Source organism: Paenibacillus sp. UNC451MF (assembly GCF_000686845.1).
GTDB lineage: Bacteria > Bacillota > Bacilli > Paenibacillales > NBRC-103111 > Paenibacillus_S.
In genome coordinates, this window is record NZ_JMLS01000027.1 from 49555 (window position 1) to 68191 (window position 18637).

Here is an 18637-nt window from a genome sequence, read left to right on the forward strand (position 1 = left end):
GTTTTCATGACATGTTCAGTAGCAGACGTCTATATGGAATAATGGCACTAATCACCATCATCTATCTCATTTATGTGACCTATATGAACTTTATCTACGATCCGCAGGCAGCTGATTTTCTACAACATAAAGCAGGTCTCAAAAAGCAGGTACAGCTCCCCATATGGCTTAATATCATGTATGTTCATGTAGGATTTGCATGTCTGGCTATGATATCGGGCGCCCTTAATTTCTCGCAGAGATTGCTGACACAATACCGAAGGTTTCACCGAATCAACGGCTATGTGTATCTTGCCGCTATTATGCTTGTCGATATCACATCCGGCTATATGGCTCCTTATGCGACTGGCGGCAAGATCAATAGCATCGCATTCAATTTTTTGAATCTGATATGGCTGGTATTCACCATAGCGGCTATTGTACAAATCAAGAAGAAGCGGGTAATCAAGCATCGTAAATGGATGATAAGAAGCTATGCGTTTTGTTTTACCAATCTGTTTATTCATCTGATAACAACGACCATGCATCGATGGATCGGTTTGGTATACGAAACAAGCTACACCTTAGGTGTATATGGCTCGATCCTATCCCTTCTTGTTATCGCAGAGATCATTATTAGGAAGCAGCGGTTAAATAAATAAGTTGGAGAGATACACTTGAAGCTGTCGGCATTTTAGCCGGCGGTTTTTTCGTATGGAATGAGAACGTTTTTGATTGACAAGACAAAATGATAAACATGACACAACATAATGATATTACTCTTTGGTCATCTTTCGTATATTATAAATATTAAATTAAATCCGATTAAAAACATGCGAATTAAAGTATTTAAAATATCAGAATCGAAGATGAGAGAATGGAGCAAGTAACCCTATGAATACCTACTCGAATAGTAAAATTGCTTCAGAGCCGGTACGTCCACGACTTCATTACCGCACCCGTAAGGAGCTATGGTGCCTGCTGTTCATTGCGCCACAAGTTATATTGTTCACGCTGTTCACGGTATATCCGATTGGAATGAGCTATATTTATGCTTTTTTTAATTGGAATGGCTACGGACCGCTGAAGGATTACGTAGGCTTGGATAACTTCATCGAGACGTTGTTAGACCCAATCTTCTGGAATGCATTTCGCAACAGCCTTCTGTTTATGGCATGGATTGTCGTGCTGCAGGTACCGTTGGCACTTCTGCTGGCATTGCTACTCAATGTCCAATGGCTGAAAGGGAAGGTTGTGTACCGGACTATTTATTTTCTTCCAGTGGTCACGACGACTGCGGTTGTTGGCCTGGTGATGCGATTTATTTTCGGAGCCTACAAAGGACTTGTTAATGAAGTGCTTATCCGGCTAGGACTGCTCTCGGCACCAATAGACTGGCTTGGATCGATCGACACTGCTTTTATGATTGTTGTGTTGGTAGGTATTTGGAAAAGTTTCGGAATGAAATTGATCTATTGGCTGGCTGGGATTCAATCGCTGCCCAAAGAGCTGTTCGAAGCGGCCCGAATCGATGGAGCGTCGGCCATTCAACTGCTGCGCTATATCACGGTGCCACTCCTGCTGCCGGTTGGAAGTGTCATTGTGCTGATGTCTGCAGTAAATGCTCTTCACGTATTCGATTTGGTAAAATCTATGACCGATGGCGGACCTGCGTTTAAGACCGATATGGTCGATGTATACATATATCGCTATGCCTTTTCGGGAAAAGGTGAAGCACGTGTAGGATTTGCATCTGCAGCAGGAGTTCTGTACGGCATTGTCGTTATGGTGATATCGCTGCTTCTTGGATTGCTCGTGAAACTAACGGGTGGTCGTAATAAAGCGAGTTTGTAAGGGGGGTGAGATGAATATGACTAATATAGTACGACTTGGTGGGAAAGGGCTCATTCATCTTTTCCTGATGGGGCTCGGAATCATTTGGATTTATCCGTTTGTCTGGATGATCATGGCATCGTTCAAGACGAACAATGAGTACATCGCTGCCGGCATCAAGCTGCTGCCCCAATCGTTTCAGTTCACTAATTACAAACGGGCGTGGGAGACTGCCCATTTCTCCGTCTACTTCTGGAATACAGTCATCATCACGGTTTCAGTGGTGCTTATCGTGATAGTTGTCTGTTCGCTAACAGGGTATGCGGTCGGAAGGTTCCGCTTTCGGGGGCGGTTGATCTTCGTATCTGCAATTACGGCGACGATGTTTATGCCTAAGGGCTATACAATCATACCCGTATACACACTGATTAACTCACTCGGGCTGAACAACTCTTTGTGGGGGATTATTCTGGCTGAGGTCGGAGGTGCACACGTGCTGTTCATTCTGCTCTTCGTTGCCCACTTCCGCAGTTTGCCGAAGGAGCTTGAGGAATCAGCTGAGATGGATGGAAGCGGGTTTGTCCGGACCTTCCTACAAATTATGCTTCCGCTATCGAAGCCAATTCTTGCAACGACTGCCATTATGCAGTTTATGTGGACGTGGAACGCATTTCTAATGCCCCTTATTTTTACGCTCGGGAAGCCGAAGCTGCGCACGCTTGGGGTAGGTATGTTTCAGTTCGTCGGCGAAAATACGATGGATTGGACGGGGATGGCGGCAGCAGCGAGTATCTCGCTTATCCCTATTCTGATTGTATTTATTTTACTTCAGCGATTTTTCATTGAAGGCGTCGCTGGAGCAGTCAAAGGCTAGCTGCATTTACAATAAAAATTTAATGTTGAACTGTAGAAGGGAAGAACTCATCATGAAACAAACAAAGATACAAATAGTCGGGATTACCGCTGCGGCATTATTGCTGATAGCGGGCTGCTCAAGCGGAGGAGCGCCTTCAGCGGAGTCCAACTCATCGGGCTCCGGGGAAGAGACCGTCATATCCGTTTGGGGAGGCAGCGATTTTCTGAAAGGGGAGGAGAGCCCTGGCCAACGGATGATTAAGGAGTATAACGAGCAAAACAAAGGCAAGGTGCGTGTAGAAGCTCGCTACATGCCTTGGGCGGAGTATAACACAGCGATCCAGGCTGCAGTTACGTCGAATGACTTGCCGGATATTTTCGAAACACCCCAGAATAGCGATATTCGTACCATCGTGGCCAACGGTTGGGCCAAGGCTTTCGACGGCTTAGTATCGGATGCATGGAGGAAGCAGTTTAATCCGGCTTCTTTCGTAGAGGGAGTCAACGTGATCGATGGTAAAACGTACAGCTGGCCGTTAACAGGACCGACACTCGGTTCGATTCTGTATTATAACAAAGAGGTGCTTCAAAAAGCAGGGCTCGATCCTGAAAAGCCGCCTAAGACTTGGGATGAGCTCAGGGAAATGGCGAAGACGGTTACCTCCAAAGGTAAAGGGGACTCGTACGGCATCGTTTTCGGAGGAGGAGAAACCGGGACTGCTTCCGGCATATCCAAAATTGTCGACGCCTTAGCTGCAGGAATATCTCCTGGAGAAGCAGGGGGCTTTAATTACAAGACTGGCAAATATGCGTATGATGCCAAAGCAACCCTAGACTCATTCGAATTTCTTCAAAAGCTGAAGGAGGACGGCAGTATTCTGCCAGCTTCATATACAATGAAAGCTACGGAAGCAAGCGTCTTGTTCGGTCAAGCCAAAGCGGCGTTCCTGATAGACGGACGGGCACGGATGTGGATCGTTAAACGGGACACACCTGAAGCGAAGTTCGGACTTGCCCAGGTACCCACACCGAATGGGGAGAAGCCAAGCTATTTTTACGTGAGAGCGAACCCTTCGGGCTATCTGATTTCGTCACAGACCAAACATGCCAAAGAAGCTGGAGCTTTCATAGAGACTGCTTTTGCAGCACCGCCGTTCTATGAGAAGTATTTGAAAAGCGGTGTGGCTTTGACTCCCATTGAGAGCATTAACAACAACAAATCGCTTTACCCGTATCCTGAGTTCAATACTTTTATTGATCTTCATCAAAATTTATTGAAGGAAAGACCTGATTATGCGGTTCGCAACCCTCAAACAGCGAAGGTTATTGTTGAGCTGGGATCATTGCAGCAGCCGAAGATTAAACCAAGCTACGGTGATATTTTGCAATCCGTTCTGACTGGGGCACAGAAGGATCTTCCTGCTCTCCTTAAGAGCTATAACGATAAAATGAACAAAGGACTTGAGGATGCGGTGATTAAAGTGAAGGGGAGTGGTGTTAAAGTCGAGCTTACTGATTTTCAGTTCCCTAATTGGGATACGAGCAAGGATTATAAACCAGAAGATTATTCACAGCTGCGTCCTTAAGGTAGGAGCTTTTCAAAAGACGATTTTCTACTTGGCTGCCCATCCGGAAGAACGGTATAATGAATGGGAAATGGGAATGAAAGCGATTTTATTAGAGCTGATAGGAGGAATTCATTCATGGCAATTCGCTCATCACAACCAAACGTGATCGTATTTTTTACTGACCAGCAGCGTTGGGACACGACAGGTGTCCATGGTAATCCGCTCGGTCTTACTCCTCATTTTGACCGTGTAGCGACAAGAGGTACACATGTGTACAATTCCTTTACATGCCAGCCGGTATGCGGCCCAGCAAGAGCATGCCTTCAGACCGGATTGTACCCAACGACGACCGGCTGCTTTCGGAATTCCATTCCGTTACCGCCAGATTCGAAGACATTGGGACATTATTTCCGCGAAGCTGGATACAAGACAGGATATATAGGGAAATGGCATTTGGCCGATGAGAACCCGGTTCCGGAATCGAAGCGCGGAGGTTATGAATATTGGCTGGCCGCAAATGCACTGGAGCACTCATCCCAACCGTATAATGCGGTTCTCTTTAATAATGATAACGAGCGTGTCAAACTGCCGGGGTATCGTGTAGACGCACTGACGGACGCTGCTATCCGTTATATCGACGATCATCAAGCCGATCCGTTCTTTCTATTCATATCCTATTTGGAGCCTCATCATCAGAACCATGTGGACGACTATCCAGCACCAGAAGGCTACCGAGAGCCTTTTACAGGAAGATGGACTCCACCGGACTTGGCAGCACTCGGAGGCACAAGCGCTCAGCATCTTGGAGGCTACTATGGAATGGTCAAACGGCTTGACGAGGCTTTCGGAAGACTTCTCGATACCGTGAAGAGCTTAGGGTTAAGCGACGATACCATCATCCTGTTTACTGCCGATCATGCTTGCCATTTTAAAACACGAAATAGCGAATATAAACGCTCCTGCCATGAAAGCTCGATACGTGTACCGACAGCTTTCACTGGGCCTGGATTCGATAGCAGAGGACAGCTCCGAGAGCTTGTGAGCCTGATCGATCTCCCTCCGACCCTTCTAGATGCAGCCGGGATTCCTGTACCCGATGAGATGCAGGGACAATCGATATTACCGCTTCTCCACAGGGAGACCAAGGATTGGCCGGAGGAGGTATTTATTCAAATTAGCGAGGCACAAGTAGGTCGGGCTATCCGAACGCAGAGATGGAAATATTCCGTGTCATCTCAGGATTCAGGTAGAAATAAGGCTGGATCGGATCAATATGTTGAAGAGTTCCTTTATGACCTGGAAAGCGATCCGTATGAGTTAACGAACTTGATCGGATTTGAATCCCATCGTGAGGTGACTGAAGTGCTGAGGGAGCGACTGCATCGGAGGATGAAGGAAGCAGGAGAGCAACCGGCTGAAATCATTCCTGCTCAAAGCATAAAAAGCGGGCAGCGTCGCGTATGGCAGCAAGAGGTTCATTTATAAGGAGGAGATCTTAATGAGCAATTTCATTGTACTTATGTCTGATGAACATAATCCGTTGTACTCCTCTGTATTCGGCCATCCGTTTGTTCAGACACCTAATCTGGAAAGACTTGCGCAGCAGGGCACTGTTTACCGCAACGCATATTGCCCTTCGCCGTTATGCACACCAAGCCGTTCTGCCTTCGTCTCTGGTCGTCGGGTACATGAAGTTCAGGCGTACAGCAATTGTCATGTTAATCTTCCTAACCACTTTCCGTCTTATGGCAAGGTGCTTAAGGAACAAGGCGTTCATTCCGTACATATTGGAAAGACGCATGTGTATGCACAACCGGAGCAGTTGGACTTTTCAGAAATTCATTTGGCAAAAAAAGGGAAGTCTCCAGGGGACATCAATTTCCGTAGAATACCATTGGCTATCCGCACTAATGCTGCAGAAAGAGCCTTTGGCTTTGGGGTCAAAGAGGATGCCTTTGACGGTGATTTAAAGGTAATGAACGCAGCTCTGCAATGGCTTGAACAAACGGCACCGGGCTTGGAACAGCCATGGAGCTTAACGATCAATTTATTGAATCCCCATTTCCCGCAATGGAATACAGAGGAGTTCTGGAATTTGTATCCTCAAGGAGAGGACCTTCCGCGTTATGGAAGCGAGCAGGAGAGTGCTAACCATCCATATGCCCGGGATTTACGCGACCATTTCGAAACGGATCTGTTTACGGAAGCACAAATTCGTGGTCTCCGCAGGGGTTATCTTGGAAATGTAACTTTTATCGATAGGCAAATCGGAAGATTATTAGATGCGCTAGAGCAGAGTGGGCAAGCCGAAACGACGAATTTCGTGTATACTTCCGACCATGGGGAGATGCTGGGTAAATTCGGTCAATGGTGGAAATGCTCCTTGTATGAAGATTCCGTTAGAATCCCTGTTTTCGCAGCAGGTCCTGATTTTAAAGCTGGAGCTGTCGTGGATACGCCGGTGGATCTGCATGATGTGCAGGCGTCTATCTTCCAGGCAACCGGAGCGAAGCGTCCTGCCGAATGGGCTGGCCAGCCTCTTCAGCAAATAGCCTCCTCTGATCCAAACCGTGCGGTATTTGCTGAGTATCATGGTCATGGCACCCGTTCAGGCGCGTATATGATCCGTAAGGGTGATTGGAAACTCATCTATTACATGGAGGCTCCGCATCAACTGTTTAACTTGCAAGCAGATCCTGATGAACTCCATAATGTTTATACGAATTACCCGGATATTGCATCCGATCTGGAGGCTGAGCTTCGTGGCGTCTGCTCTCCGGAAGACGAGAATCAACGGGCTCATCAATTTCAGCAAGCACAATTAGAGCTGCTCGAGAGCAACGGGTTAATGAGCTCTGCAAATTGATTGACACCTGCGACAAACGGTGCTACCCTTTTATCAAATAGGATCATAGTGTTCGACCGGAACCCCGGAGACGCGGCTTTTCTTTTCATGATGATGAAAAGGACTAAGCTTCGTCTCTTTTTTATGTTCAAGCGTGTTGAACCTGTCGATGCTTCAAGAGGTGAAGACCATGAAAGAGTATGCACATGAGTACAGGGAAAATTATAACTACACACCTTCGGAGTTTGAAAAGCTGGGTGGAATATGGCCTCTTCGTATGGGCCACAACAAAGCCAAATCCAATTATTTTGTTGGACCCAAAGTGATAGATTGCTACTCTCTCCATTTTATATTGAGCGGCTCAGTATTTTTATCCCATGGGACTGAAACCACTCCATTACAGGCAAATGATATATTTTGTCTACATCCCCAAATTAAGTACAGTTACAGTATTCATAATTACAGTCCTGAAGCGCCCCTTAGAATGTATTGGCTAGCCTTTAGCGGGACGCAGGCTTTATCTATTTTGCAGCGAATAGGCTTCACGCAAGAGAGTCCATATCTTCGTGAACGCTTGTCACCTGAGCTGCTTGAATGGATTAAAAAGCTATTTCACCTTCTAGCCAAGCAAGAAAAGAACACAGATTTGCAAGCACAAATCAACTTATACAGCATTATGGACTTATTAACGAAGGATCATTCCGGTATGAAGTCGAAGCAAGCGCTTCAGGATGAATGGCTGAAGAGGAGTATGGAATATATGAATACGCACTATATGGAAGGGATTACCGTAATGGATGCGGTCCAGGTAGCAGGTGTGCATCGTTCGCATTATTACAATGAATTTCTCCGAATGCTTGGAGTCAGCCCAAGAAAATATTTGATCCAGCTGCGCATGGAAAGAGCAAGCGAGCTATTGTTGAACACGACGTTGAACATTACGGAAATTGCGCGTTCTACGGGTTATCCTGATCTGTATTCGTTTTCGCGATCGTTCTTTAATTATTATGGAATGTCCCCTACGGAGTTCAGATCTACACATGTCACAAAACCAACTTAAACTATGAGAATAGTATTATAAAATAAAGGATGGATTACACTTGCCGAAAAGTATCCATAAAGTGATCGGGACCCTATGCCTTATTGGCGCATTAACGGCTGCTGCATCGGGGTGCTCATCCAAAAATCCAGCAGCGGAGAAAACTTCGAATCCGAACATAAATGCATCTGAGCCTGTCGAGCTCAAAGTCTTCTCCGGTTTTGCCGAAACGGCAATCGATTTCGATGATGTGTTCGTCAAGCCGGTGCAGAAGAAGCATCCGAACATATCTGCTAAGCTGGTAAATGGCGTCAAGCTCGAGAATTTGGTTTCAACCGGTGATATACCGGATCTGATCGTTGTCTCGGTTCTCAATCTATTTCCTCTGAAAGAGATGGGCCTTCTCAGCGACTTGAATCCTTTGATCAAGCAGCATTCGTTTGATTTGAGTCGTATTCATCCAGAGATTATGGATAGCGTAAAGCAGTATAGCGAAATTGGCGAGATTGTCGCGCTGCCTTATTTTATTAACTTTAATGCTTTGTATTATAACAAAGATATTTTTGATCGGTTCGGGGTGGCGTATCCGAAGGACGGCATGACTTGGGATGAAGTTCTGGAATTAGCGAAGAAAGTAACGCAGACCGTAGACGGGGTGAACTATCGCGGACTGGATCCCGAGAACATCACCCGACTGGCCTCATCGCTGGGCGTTCAATATGCGGACTCGAACTCCACTAACGGAGTATTGCAGAATTGGAAGCCAGGATACGAGTTGTTTCAGCGTATCATGTCGATCCCTGGCAATTTGCCATCGGATCCAAAAAAGTTTGATAAAAATGCATTTGTGAAAGACCGGACCGTTGCTATGGTAGCAACCACAAATATGCTAAAGGACTTTCAAACATCCGCCGAGCAAGGTCAACCGCTTAACTGGGATATGGTGACTTACCCGCAATATAAAGAGAAGCCAGGTACGTTCGGGGTAGCCGGAGCTCGCGTGGTGGTCATTCCGCCGCAGAGCAAGCATAGAGAAGAAGCATTCCGCTTGCTGGAGTCTATTTTATCGGATGAAGCACAGATGGAACAAAATAAGAACGGGTTGATGTCGGCGTTAGTAAGTCCGGAAGTGCAGAAAACATTCGGTAGTGGAATTGAGCATTTGAAAGGAAAAAATGTGCAGGCCGCCTATAAGCTTAAGCCAGGTTGGAGAGTGCTAACGCCATATGATGATTCGGCTGCAAAAATCATTTTAAATCATTCCGCAGATATTACGAAAGGGAAAGACATCAATTCCGTTATTCGGGAGACAGATGAAGAGATCGGTAAGATGATAAATCAATTAAAATAAAAAAATATCGAAATTAAGGCTTGCTTGTGCAAGTCTTTTTGTTAATTATAGGTATAGGCTAAAAGTGAATGGAGGTACGGAATGGAGCGAAATAAGAATGTTTTAGGCAAAGTCACCTGCTTTATAACCAGAGAGTGTGATAGCGGAACCGAATTACTGCTCTTTCAGCATCCGAATGCAGGAATTCAACTGCCAGCTGGTACCGTGGAATTAAATGAGGACTTTAGGGAGGCCGCACAGCGCGAAGCTTTTGAAGAAACAGGATTAAGGGAGTTCGCTTCATGTACTTACATTGGAGAGCAGGCGACTTCACTTCCAAGCGACAAGTATTTCACATATCATAATGCCAAGGTATACTCTAGACCTGATTTGAGCAGCGCACAATGGGCAGAAATTAGAAGAGGTATTAATTTGGCGTATATTCGTGAGCAGGGAGATTTCGTTCAAGTGTCTTATACGGAAGAGGACCAATATCCTTATCCAAACTATATTACATATCAGATTACAGGTTGGGTTGAACGAAAGCATTTAGCCTCGACGGTGAGAAGGCAATTTTACCACTTACGGTCAATCTCTACTAAAGACAAATGGGAACAGGAAGCAGATCATCATTTATTTCAATTGTTTTGGGCACCGATGGATAGTTTGCCTGAAATTGTGGCTCCCCAGCAGCAGTGGGTTACTTATGTTACGAACGAGCTAAAGTATAATTTCTAAAGGTTTAGAATGTGGACGGAGTGCCTTGATTCTAATACAAGGATAGAGATCATTTCTTTATATAAGAGATGATCTTTTTTGTTTAAAATGAGCTATTTTAAGCTATTTTTAATTCCGAGTAAATCAATCAGAAAAAAAGGATAGTAATTTTAAGCTTTATGTGATATTGTATTTTTGTAATAATAATTACAAGTGTAACGGGAGCTGTACATGCCTAAGAAAAAAAATAGCGTTGTGATTTCCATCCGATTAGATGACCAGTCGCTCAAAGCTGTGGATCTACTCGTAGAGTCCGGATTGGAAACCAATCGTTCAAGAGCTGTCTCGCATCTTGTCACCAAAGGCATTCAAGCCTCGGAGGACTTGCTGAAAAAAGCTCAAGTTCTTGCGGATCATGTATATCAGCTTAGAAACGAGATGCTTGAAGCTATTACACACAACAACCTCGAGAAAGTAACGGAGCTCATCCGTAGAGACTCGTCCCTCGTCAACGTAAGCAACAGCAAGGGAGAGACAGCCGTTCTAATCGCTACCTATTTACGCGCTAACGATATTAAGGAGCTGTTGATCGGTCACGGTGCGGAGCTTAATATTTTCGAGGCTGCGGCCATCGGCAACACGATGAGAGTGAAGACGCTGCTGGATCAATCTCCTGAGTTGATCTCGGCGTATGGACCGGACGGGTTCAATCCGCTCTCCATGGCAGCGCATTTTGGCAATGAGGAGACGGTGAAGCTTCTGCTGGACCTAGGGGCAGACGTGAACTCTAGAAGTAAAGATGGCAGCTTGAACAATATGGCGATTCATGCGGCTATCATGGGTAATTACGAGCATATTATTCAAAAGCTCATACGTTATGGCGCGGATGTTCATGCTAAGTGTGAAGGCAGCTTACGATTAGGTTACACCGTTCTACACGTCGCAGCTTATTTTGGACGTGATTCACTGATCAAGCTTTTTTTGGAGCAGGGAGTCGATCCTGAGGTGAAAAATGCTGATGGTGAAACGGCTTACCAAGTGGCTGTAAACAAAGGGCTTCTGCTCACAGCAGCGCTCTTAAAGGAGTAATGTTCTAAAGTTAGCAAGTCAGAGAGATATCCATGACTTTAATCCAACTTAAACTATTGGAATAATATATATTGTATCTACCGGACAGCCGGAGAGACACTAGCAAGTTCAGTGTGTCTTTCTGGCTGTCTTTTATTATGGATCTGGGAGTTGTGAATCGATGCAGTATAGGAAATTAGGAAGAACCGGTTTAAAAGTTTCACAGATTAGTTTAGGTACCATGGCATTTGGGCGTTGGATCGATGAGAAAGCCTCCACTGCTGTCCTGGATCAGGCTCTAGATGTGGGAATTAACGTCATAGACACGGCAGATGTTTATGGAAGAGGCATGGATGTAGGTGATACGAACTTATTGGGGGAGTCCGAAGCGATTCTAGGCAATATTTTAAAAGGAAGACGTAACGATATCCTTTTGGCTACTAAAGTAAAAGCGCCTGTAGGCAAAGGCGTCAACGATTCGGGTCTTAGCCGATACCACATCCACAGAGCGATAGATAACAGCTTGCGCAGGCTAAAGACAGATCATATTGACTTGTACCAGGTACATGGATTCGATCCTGAAACTCCGTTTGAAGAGACACTTGGTGCGTTGGATGAATTGGTTAAGCAAGGGAAAATACGATATCTCGGCTGCTCCAATTTTGCAGCGTGGCAGCTGGCTAAGGCCCACGGCATCAGCGCTCTGCACAAGCTGAACCGATTCGAAAGCGTACAGCCTGAATATAGCCTGATTACACGAGATATCGAACAGGAGCTTATTCCATATGTTCAAACGGATAATGTAGGTGTTATTGCTTATAGCCCGCTGGGACGCGGGATATTGACCGGCAAGTACCGTAAAGGCGAAGAGCCCGAAGCCGGTTCAAGATTAGCCGCAGGCGAAAAGAGATTGGAGCTTCTACTTAAGACCAATCCAACTTACGAGTTGATTGAGAAAATACAGCCCATGGCTGCGGCTAGGGGCTGGACGCTTGCACAATTCGCTTTGGCATGGATATTAAGCCATTCATTTATTTCATCTGCCATCCTTGGCGCCTCAAAACCGGAACATATAACAGATGCCATCCGTTTTGCCGATCAGAGATTAACTCAGGAAGAATTGGATAGAATCGATGAAATTTCCCGCAACCTAAAATTAATTCGATAAGGGGATGTCACCAAATGACTCAACAAACTAATCGCAAGCTGCATCTAGGTTTATTTTTATTCTCAACAGGCTACCATCCGGCTGGCTGGCGTTTGCCTGAAGCTGTTACGGACGGAGCATTTGACCCGAAATTTCTACAGCGGGTCGCTCAACGACTCGAGGAAGCTAAGTTTGACTTTTTCTTCCTTGGCGATGCGTTAGCATCCAGTGCTGATATGCAGTATCAATTTCCGTCTCAGATGGTTCGGATGGAGCCTTTTACCATGATTGCTCATTTGACTGCAGTAACGGAGAAAATCGGTTTGATCGTAACGGCGAATACGACTTATGCTGAGCCCTATCATATTGCTCGGCAAACCGCGTCGCTGGATCACCTGAGCGGTGGTCGTGTCGCGTGGAACGTAGTAACGGGAGCTGATGTCAGGGCAGCATTGAATTTTAGTCGGGAGAAGCATTGGGACAACACGAAACGATATGATTATGCAGATGAATTCGTTCAGCTAGTGAAGGATTTATGGGATACATGGGAAGACGATGCATTTGTAAGAAACAAAGAAACCGGAGTTTATGTCGATGAAAGCAAAGTCCATGCCCTTCACCACAAAGGCGATCATTTCTCCGTTGCAGGACCATTGAATGTTGCCAGACCGCCACAAGGACAAATTCCGCTCCTATCTGCCGGTACTTCAGAACGAAGCCAAGAGTTGGGTGCGCAGTTCTCCAATGTCATCTTTACAGGACAAATCTTGATTGACGAGGCACGAAAGTTCTATTCAAGTGTAAAGAACAAGCTAGCTAAGTACGGGCGTTCCAAAGATGAGCTTTCTATTATGCCGGGACTAGTACCTTTGGTTGGAAGGACTAAGGAAGAAGCTCATGCCAAATATCGTGAGCTTAGCTCGCTCATTGTAACTGATTTTGATCTAAAAGCTTTGTCCAACCGAATTGGTATTGACTTAACCGGTTACCCGCTGGACGGGACGCTGCCAGATTTGTCTATATCTACACTAAATGATAATGGAGCTGAGCAGCTGGTCAGATTGGCGCAAAATGCTGCCGGTCATGAAGATATTACCGTTCGCGAGCTGTTTTACTACTTTGCTGCGGTGGTCAGAGGACATTTGCTTATCGTAGGAAGTCCGGAGGAAATTGCCGATGAGATCGAACGCTGGTTCGTCAGCGAAGCTGCTGACGGGTTCAATTTATGCTCGCCTTACATGCCGGGAGGCTTGGATTTGTTCATCGATCTCGTCGTTCCAGAACTGCAAAGACGCGGCTTGTTCCGTACAGAATATGAAGGAAGCACATTCCGTGAACACTTCGGCTTGAAACGACCGGAGAACCGTTTTGCTAAGAAGGATGTTGTGCTGGAAGGCTAAGCCACTGACGCAACAGCAGAAATGAGGGGGAGAGTATGGGCAGCAGCAAATCCACTTGGCAAAACTGGCGGATCATTATCGCTCAGATCTTATTTTTACTGCTTGGACTTGGTCTTATCGAGTACATCGTAAGGGCGGAAATCGTCGGCCCCTTGTATTTATCCAAACCGACGCAGGTTATCGACGAAATAGTAGGATTATTTACGAACGGCACTATCTTTCACCATTTGTTCGTAACGCTTGGTGAATTTCTGGCAGGATATGTGCTTTCGGCTGTGGCCGGTATTGGAACAGGCTTGTTCCTCGTGTTAGTCCCAAGGGCGGAATCGTTCTTTCGACCGTTCCTTTCCGCTCTGTTAGCAGTGCCGAAGGTTACCATTATTCCATTACTCATGTTATGGCTTGGCATTGGATTGTCGCATAAAGTCGCTATCGTGTTTCTATTCTGCTTCTTTACGATTGCGTTCAATACGATAACCGGCATTAAGCAGACTGCAGATAACCATCTGAAGGTGGCGCGTGTGTTCGAAGCTACAAAATTTCAGACGATAACGAAGGTCATCCTTCCATCCGCAGCCTCGACCATCTTCGTATCATTAAGAGTGTCAGCTGCAACAGGCTTGGTGGGAGCGTTGTTCGGTGAGATGATCGCATCTAAGGACGGACTCGGCAACTTGCTTGTGCAAGCAACCTCCACCTACGATACAGCCAAAGCGTTTGCCATCATCACTGTGGTTACGATCGTATCTGTTCTAATTATTGCATTCATTGATTTGCTGGAGAAAAAAGTAGTTTTGAAGTGGAAATCTTACTAAAACCGATTGTATTGATATAAGGGGAGAGATAAAAAATGAGAAGAAAATCATGGCGGGGAGTATGGGTTTTAACGTTAGCAATGGTAATGGTGCTTGCTGCTTGCTCTAATAACTCCAAAAGCGGACAGGAATCAAAAACAACATCATCAGCTCCATCCTCAGGAGAACAGAAGCTTCAGAAAGTCCGCTATGCGGCATTCAACGGCGTTAGCGGGTTGGCCGTCAATTTTGGTGCTGAAAAAGGATTTTTCAAGGAAGAAGGACTGGATGTAGAGTTCGTAACAACGCAAAATCCGGTGGAAAGCTTGACTAGCAAAGACGTTGATATTGCTGATGTGGCGACAACAACGGCGATCATTGCAGCAGGCAAGGGGGCACCTATCAAAATCGTTTCCTCTATGTTCCGTACGAAAGGGCCATTCTATTTAGTAGCTGGTCCGGGCATTAACAGCATCGAGGAGCTAAAAGGGAAAAAAGTCGGCGCAGCCGCTTTCGGCAGCGGGTTAGATGTCTATACCCAAGTCATTCTTAAGAAGCATGGATTAAGCAAGACGGATGTTACGTATTTGGCTAACGGTGCGAATGAAGCGGCCTATGCAAGCCTTACTTCAGGCCAAGTTGATGCAACGATCATCCACGAGCCTTTTGCATCCTTGGTTGAAGTGAATGGAAAAGGAAAAATATTAGCCAATGGCTGGGATTACCTACCTACATTCCATACCGGTGTCCTGGCTTCCAGCAATGATGTCATTGCAAAGAAGCCTGAATTAATCGAGAAGTTGCTAAGAGCCTATTTCAAGTCTCAAGAATATGCAAAAAGCCATCCTGACGAGTACAAGACTTATTTCTTATCCAAAATCAAGATAGATCCTGCCGCAGTAGATAAAGCGTTCGAGCGTGAAAAAGTATTGTGGGAAAACAATCCTGACGTAGATAAAAAGGCGCTTCAGGATACGCAGCAGGTTCAATTGGACCTCGGTCTGCAGGACAAAATTTATGATGTAGATAAAATCATGGATCTGCGGTTCATCCCTAAGAAATAAGAAGAAAGCGAGGTGTGATTATGGCCGGGTTTTCGCTTCAAGCGGTGTCTAAAATGTACGGTGGCTCGAGTCCTACCCAAACTTTATCGGATATAAATCTTACAATAAAAGACGGGGAATTTCTGAGTATTCTTGGTCCAAGTGGCTGCGGTAAAAGTACTTTGCTTGAAATATTGGCTGGCTTACAGCTGCCTTCGTCAGGGGAAGTACTGCTCGATGGGAAGAAGCTGCAAGGACCGGGGATCGAGCGCGGAGTCGTTTTCCAGGACCCTTCTTTATATCCTTGGCGAACCATTTCGCAGAATGTTGGCATCGGTTTGGAGCTCCGTAAAGTATCCAAATCGGAAAGAAAAGATGCAGTTCAAAAATATTTGAACATGGTAGGATTACAAGGATTTGAAAATAAGTATCCTCATCAGCTGTCCGGCGGAATGAAGCAAAGGGCTGGGTTGGCCCGTGCTCTAGCGAATAGCCCAGAAGTACTGCTGATGGATGAGCCGTTCGGCGCTGTTGATCATTTAACCCGGCTGCAGCTCCAGGACGATCTGCTGAATATCTGGGAGAGTGAGAAAAAAACGGTCTGCTTCGTGACCCATGATGTTTCTGAAGCTGTGTTCTTGGGTGATCGGGTTGTTCTTCTGTCTCCAAGACCAGGCAAAATTCAAAAAATCTTTGACGTTCCCTATCCGAGGCCACGTAAACGTGATGATATACAGCTGCTTAAGGTCCAAAATGATATCTATGCAGCGATACATCAAGTGAAAACGCAAGAGGATCTGGAATTTGTAATTTAAGCTCAAATTGAAGGGAGTACGTATCTCATGTCAAACTCATCCATCATAGGAATAGAATGGTTACAGTCTCGCATTAAAGAAGGAAATATTGTTATAGCCGATGTACGCTTTAACCCTAAAGAAGCGTTATATGGAAGACAGGCTTATGATGCAGGACATCTTCCTGGCGCCGTGTTTGTTGACTTTAAAGCCGAGTTGAGCGATCCTGCTGGTGAGCATGGGGGACGAAGTCCGCTACCGTCAGCCGAACGGCTTGCGAAGCGTTTTGGAGAGCTTGGAATCGATCGAACCACCACTGTGATTGTTTATGAGGACGTGAATGGACCTGCAGCTTCCCGGCTGTGGTGGTTGCTCCGATACATCGGGGTCGAGGATACACGTGTATTAGATGGTGGTTACCAAGCTTGGACTGAGGCCGGTCTTCCGGTATCAGTCGATAAGCCTCAGCCTGCTGCACGCGAATTTATTCCAGCAGTACATGAGGATTGGGTTGTGGATGTCTCAACAGTCAAGGCTGTTGTGAACGGAAAGAAGGACGCCAAGCTGATCGATTCCCGCGATAGGAATCAATATTTGGGATTAGATGCACCATTTGACCCCGTAGCCGGACATATCCCAAGTGCTTTGAACTATTTCTGGAAGGATGGCCTTGAAGCGAAAGGCACATGGAAATCTTTGCAGGATCTGGAGAAGCAATTCGACAAGCTGTCGAAGGATGAAGAACTTATCGTCTATTGCGGTTCGGGTATTTCAGCAACACCGAATGTGTTAGCTTTGAAAGAGGCTGGATTCAAAAACGTTCGGTTGTATCCGGGCAGCTGGTCCGATTGGATTAGTTATAAGGACAATCCGATTGCGACGGGGGATTAAGAAGTCATTCCCAACAAATCGGAAATGAGCTATCGGCGTGGGTTCGATTGATTGAAAATAAGCGATGAAGTATGATATAAGGTAGTCGTTATATTTTCAAAGTAGGAGATTATAGAATTATGAATAAATTCAATAGCTATGAGGACGCTGAACGGCTAGCCATAGATGGTATAGCAAGCATTATGGCAGGGGCATTAGTGTCGGCGGAAGCACAACAACTATTGCAAGCTCACGATTTAATCAAGAATCAAGCTCGTATTCGTATTTTCGCAGACGATGGAAGAAGCCATTCTGACCATTTCGTTATGGAGTGTGAATCTAGTCATTTGGGGTTGTACCTCCTATGTATCTCAATAGGAAACGGGACTAGCATCATGAATTATTCAGCTGACGAAATACTTTCTTTTCGGGAAGAATGTGAGTCGAACGACATTGCAATCCAACGAGGTGTACCCGTATTATGTTATTCCTATCGGGGAATAGCGCTGGTCAGTCAAGAAATTGTTGATGAAGCATTTTAATAGACAACGATATGAATTTGAAAATCCTCCATTAGAAGTGGGGGATTTTTTTATTGCCAATCTTTAGCTTAAGGTAATCTTAAGATTCGATTTAGGTTGTGTTCAGATAGGTAAGAGTGAATTTCGAGGTAACCGATCAGAGGAAAGCCGTTAGTATTCTTCATCAGTTGGGGCAGTTCCAGTAACACAAGATCCGTTAATTATTTAAACGGTCAAGGAGTTTATTCCAAATATCGTAGAAAAAATTCGTGTTTATAACGGAAATTCCGGAGCGCAGTCTTTACGCTTGGTTTGAAGCTGAGGCATTGAACCGCGTGATCCTGAATCTATTAGCAAATACGCTGAAATATAATCCTCCAGGTACAAGGCTAAGAGTAGAATTGAAGGAGCGGGAAGATCATATTCTTATTGATATTGCCGATACTGGAATAGGGATACCCGAACATTTGAGACGTACGATCTTCAATCCGTTCGTGAGAGTAGATGAATCGCGAAGCGGAGAGCGAGGAACGGGTTTAGGTCTATCTATAGCGAGACTGCTCATGGAAAAGATGAATGGAACCATAGAACTGTATGAAACATCTCGAGAGGCCACTGTTTTTACTTTACGACTATCCAAGATAAATGAAGGACTCCATGATTGAGTCCTTTTTGTAGTTTTACGACACTGCTATTCAATAAACCTTTGTGTAACTTATTTTTTTAATATTTTTCTTATTGCTGATTGCATGATAGAATACTTCTTGCTGACTAATAGCGTCTATGAGCCCAATTGTTGAATTCAAGCTCATATGTTGTTCTATCATAAAGAGG

General features: G+C 45.3%; 18 protein-coding genes. All 18 read left to right on the top strand.

Annotated elements, in window-relative coordinates; genetic code table 11:
• Window positions 1-11 precede the first annotated feature (11 nt).
• The 18 genes from BP97_RS0124715 to BP97_RS0124800 all read left to right on the top strand — a co-directional run bounded on the left by BP97_RS0124715 (window position 12) and on the right by BP97_RS0124800 (window position 18468).
• Window positions 12-641, top strand: coding sequence for a DUF2306 domain-containing protein (locus BP97_RS0124715; protein WP_028551527.1), 630 nt, complete (start codon window positions 12-14; stop codon window positions 639-641).
• A gap of 232 nt (window positions 642-873) precedes the next feature.
• Window positions 874-1833 carry a carbohydrate ABC transporter permease gene (locus BP97_RS0124720; protein WP_028551528.1) on the top strand — a complete coding sequence of 320 codons (960 nt, stop codon included), beginning with the start codon at window positions 874-876 and terminating at the stop codon, window positions 1831-1833.
• Window positions 1834-1849: 16 nt separating this feature from the next.
• Complete coding sequence (locus BP97_RS0124725; RefSeq protein ID WP_231506393.1) at window positions 1850-2686, top strand: carbohydrate ABC transporter permease; 837 nt, start codon at window positions 1850-1852, stop codon at window positions 2684-2686.
• Window positions 2687-2738: 52 nt separating this feature from the next.
• Window positions 2739-4253 carry an ABC transporter substrate-binding protein gene (locus BP97_RS0124730; protein WP_051620944.1) on the top strand — a complete coding sequence of 505 codons (1515 nt, stop codon included), beginning with the start codon at window positions 2739-2741 and terminating at the stop codon, window positions 4251-4253.
• A 117-nt stretch (window positions 4254-4370) separates the two neighbouring features.
• Window positions 4371-5720, top strand: coding sequence for a sulfatase family protein (locus BP97_RS0124735; RefSeq protein WP_028551531.1), 1350 nt, complete (start codon window positions 4371-4373; stop codon window positions 5718-5720).
• 13 nt (window positions 5721-5733) lie between these two features.
• The gene (locus BP97_RS0124740; RefSeq protein ID WP_028551532.1) at window positions 5734-7101 is read left to right on the top strand and encodes a sulfatase family protein; all 1368 of its coding nucleotides are present in this window, start codon (window positions 5734-5736) and stop codon (window positions 7099-7101) included.
• Between the two features lie 169 nt (window positions 7102-7270).
• Window positions 7271-8140, top strand: a complete 870-nt coding sequence (locus tag BP97_RS0124745; RefSeq protein ID WP_028551533.1) for a helix-turn-helix transcriptional regulator — start codon at window positions 7271-7273, stop codon at window positions 8138-8140.
• 40 nt (window positions 8141-8180) lie between these two features.
• Window positions 8181-9470, top strand: coding sequence for an ABC transporter substrate-binding protein (locus BP97_RS0124750; protein WP_028551534.1), 1290 nt, complete (start codon window positions 8181-8183; stop codon window positions 9468-9470).
• 81 nt (window positions 9471-9551) lie between these two features.
• Window positions 9552-10187 carry an NUDIX domain-containing protein gene (locus BP97_RS39080; protein WP_051620945.1) on the top strand — a complete coding sequence of 212 codons (636 nt, stop codon included), beginning with the start codon at window positions 9552-9554 and terminating at the stop codon, window positions 10185-10187.
• A 210-nt stretch (window positions 10188-10397) separates the two neighbouring features.
• Entirely contained in the window at window positions 10398-11255 is an 858-nt protein-coding gene (locus BP97_RS37325) for an ankyrin repeat domain-containing protein (RefSeq protein WP_051620946.1), read from the top strand.
• A gap of 160 nt (window positions 11256-11415) precedes the next feature.
• Window positions 11416-12402 carry an aldo/keto reductase gene (locus tag BP97_RS0124765; RefSeq protein ID WP_028551535.1) on the top strand — a complete coding sequence of 329 codons (987 nt, stop codon included), beginning with the start codon at window positions 11416-11418 and terminating at the stop codon, window positions 12400-12402.
• 14 nt (window positions 12403-12416) lie between these two features.
• Complete coding sequence (locus tag BP97_RS0124770; RefSeq protein ID WP_028551536.1) at window positions 12417-13781, top strand: LLM class flavin-dependent oxidoreductase; 1365 nt, start codon at window positions 12417-12419, stop codon at window positions 13779-13781.
• 35 nt (window positions 13782-13816) lie between these two features.
• Complete coding sequence (locus BP97_RS0124775) at window positions 13817-14596, top strand: ABC transporter permease (protein ID WP_028551537.1); 780 nt, start codon at window positions 13817-13819, stop codon at window positions 14594-14596.
• A gap of 35 nt (window positions 14597-14631) precedes the next feature.
• A complete protein-coding gene (locus BP97_RS0124780; RefSeq protein ID WP_028551538.1) occupies window positions 14632-15639 on the top strand; it encodes an ABC transporter substrate-binding protein in 1008 nt (335 codons plus the stop codon).
• A gap of 20 nt (window positions 15640-15659) precedes the next feature.
• Window positions 15660-16433: an ABC transporter ATP-binding protein gene (locus tag BP97_RS0124785; RefSeq protein ID WP_028551539.1), complete on the top strand. Its 774-nt coding sequence runs from the start codon at window positions 15660-15662 to the stop codon at window positions 16431-16433.
• A gap of 27 nt (window positions 16434-16460) precedes the next feature.
• The gene (locus tag BP97_RS0124790) at window positions 16461-17303 is read left to right on the top strand and encodes a sulfurtransferase (RefSeq protein ID WP_036746486.1); all 843 of its coding nucleotides are present in this window, start codon (window positions 16461-16463) and stop codon (window positions 17301-17303) included.
• Window positions 17304-17422: 119 nt separating this feature from the next.
• The gene (locus BP97_RS0124795; RefSeq protein ID WP_028551541.1) at window positions 17423-17824 is read left to right on the top strand and encodes a hypothetical protein; all 402 of its coding nucleotides are present in this window, start codon (window positions 17423-17425) and stop codon (window positions 17822-17824) included.
• Between the two features lie 248 nt (window positions 17825-18072).
• Window positions 18073-18468, top strand: a complete 396-nt coding sequence (locus tag BP97_RS0124800; RefSeq protein WP_028551542.1) for a sensor histidine kinase — start codon at window positions 18073-18075, stop codon at window positions 18466-18468.
• Window positions 18469-18637: the final 169 nt, after the last annotated feature.

Coding starts and splice junctions, on each gene's coding strand:
- BP97_RS0124715 (WP_028551527.1), top strand. CDS start 12: ATGTTCAGTAGCAGACGTCTATATGGAATAATGGCACTAATCACCATC.
- BP97_RS0124720 (WP_028551528.1), top strand. CDS start 874: ATGAATACCTACTCGAATAGTAAAATTGCTTCAGAGCCGGTACGTCCA.
- BP97_RS0124725 (WP_231506393.1), top strand. CDS start 1,850: ATGACTAATATAGTACGACTTGGTGGGAAAGGGCTCATTCATCTTTTC.
- BP97_RS0124730 (WP_051620944.1), top strand. CDS start 2,739: ATGAAACAAACAAAGATACAAATAGTCGGGATTACCGCTGCGGCATTA.
- BP97_RS0124735 (WP_028551531.1), top strand. CDS start 4,371: ATGGCAATTCGCTCATCACAACCAAACGTGATCGTATTTTTTACTGAC.
- BP97_RS0124740 (WP_028551532.1), top strand. CDS start 5,734: ATGAGCAATTTCATTGTACTTATGTCTGATGAACATAATCCGTTGTAC.
- BP97_RS0124745 (WP_028551533.1), top strand. CDS start 7,271: ATGAAAGAGTATGCACATGAGTACAGGGAAAATTATAACTACACACCT.
- BP97_RS39080 (WP_051620945.1), top strand. CDS start 9,552: ATGGAGCGAAATAAGAATGTTTTAGGCAAAGTCACCTGCTTTATAACC.
- BP97_RS37325 (WP_051620946.1), top strand. CDS start 10,398: ATGCCTAAGAAAAAAAATAGCGTTGTGATTTCCATCCGATTAGATGAC.
- BP97_RS0124765 (WP_028551535.1), top strand. CDS start 11,416: ATGCAGTATAGGAAATTAGGAAGAACCGGTTTAAAAGTTTCACAGATT.
- BP97_RS0124770 (WP_028551536.1), top strand. CDS start 12,417: ATGACTCAACAAACTAATCGCAAGCTGCATCTAGGTTTATTTTTATTC.
- BP97_RS0124775 (WP_028551537.1), top strand. CDS start 13,817: ATGGGCAGCAGCAAATCCACTTGGCAAAACTGGCGGATCATTATCGCT.
- BP97_RS0124780 (WP_028551538.1), top strand. CDS start 14,632: ATGAGAAGAAAATCATGGCGGGGAGTATGGGTTTTAACGTTAGCAATG.
- BP97_RS0124785 (WP_028551539.1), top strand. CDS start 15,660: ATGGCCGGGTTTTCGCTTCAAGCGGTGTCTAAAATGTACGGTGGCTCG.
- BP97_RS0124790 (WP_036746486.1), top strand. CDS start 16,461: ATGTCAAACTCATCCATCATAGGAATAGAATGGTTACAGTCTCGCATT.
- BP97_RS0124795 (WP_028551541.1), top strand. CDS start 17,423: ATGAATAAATTCAATAGCTATGAGGACGCTGAACGGCTAGCCATAGAT.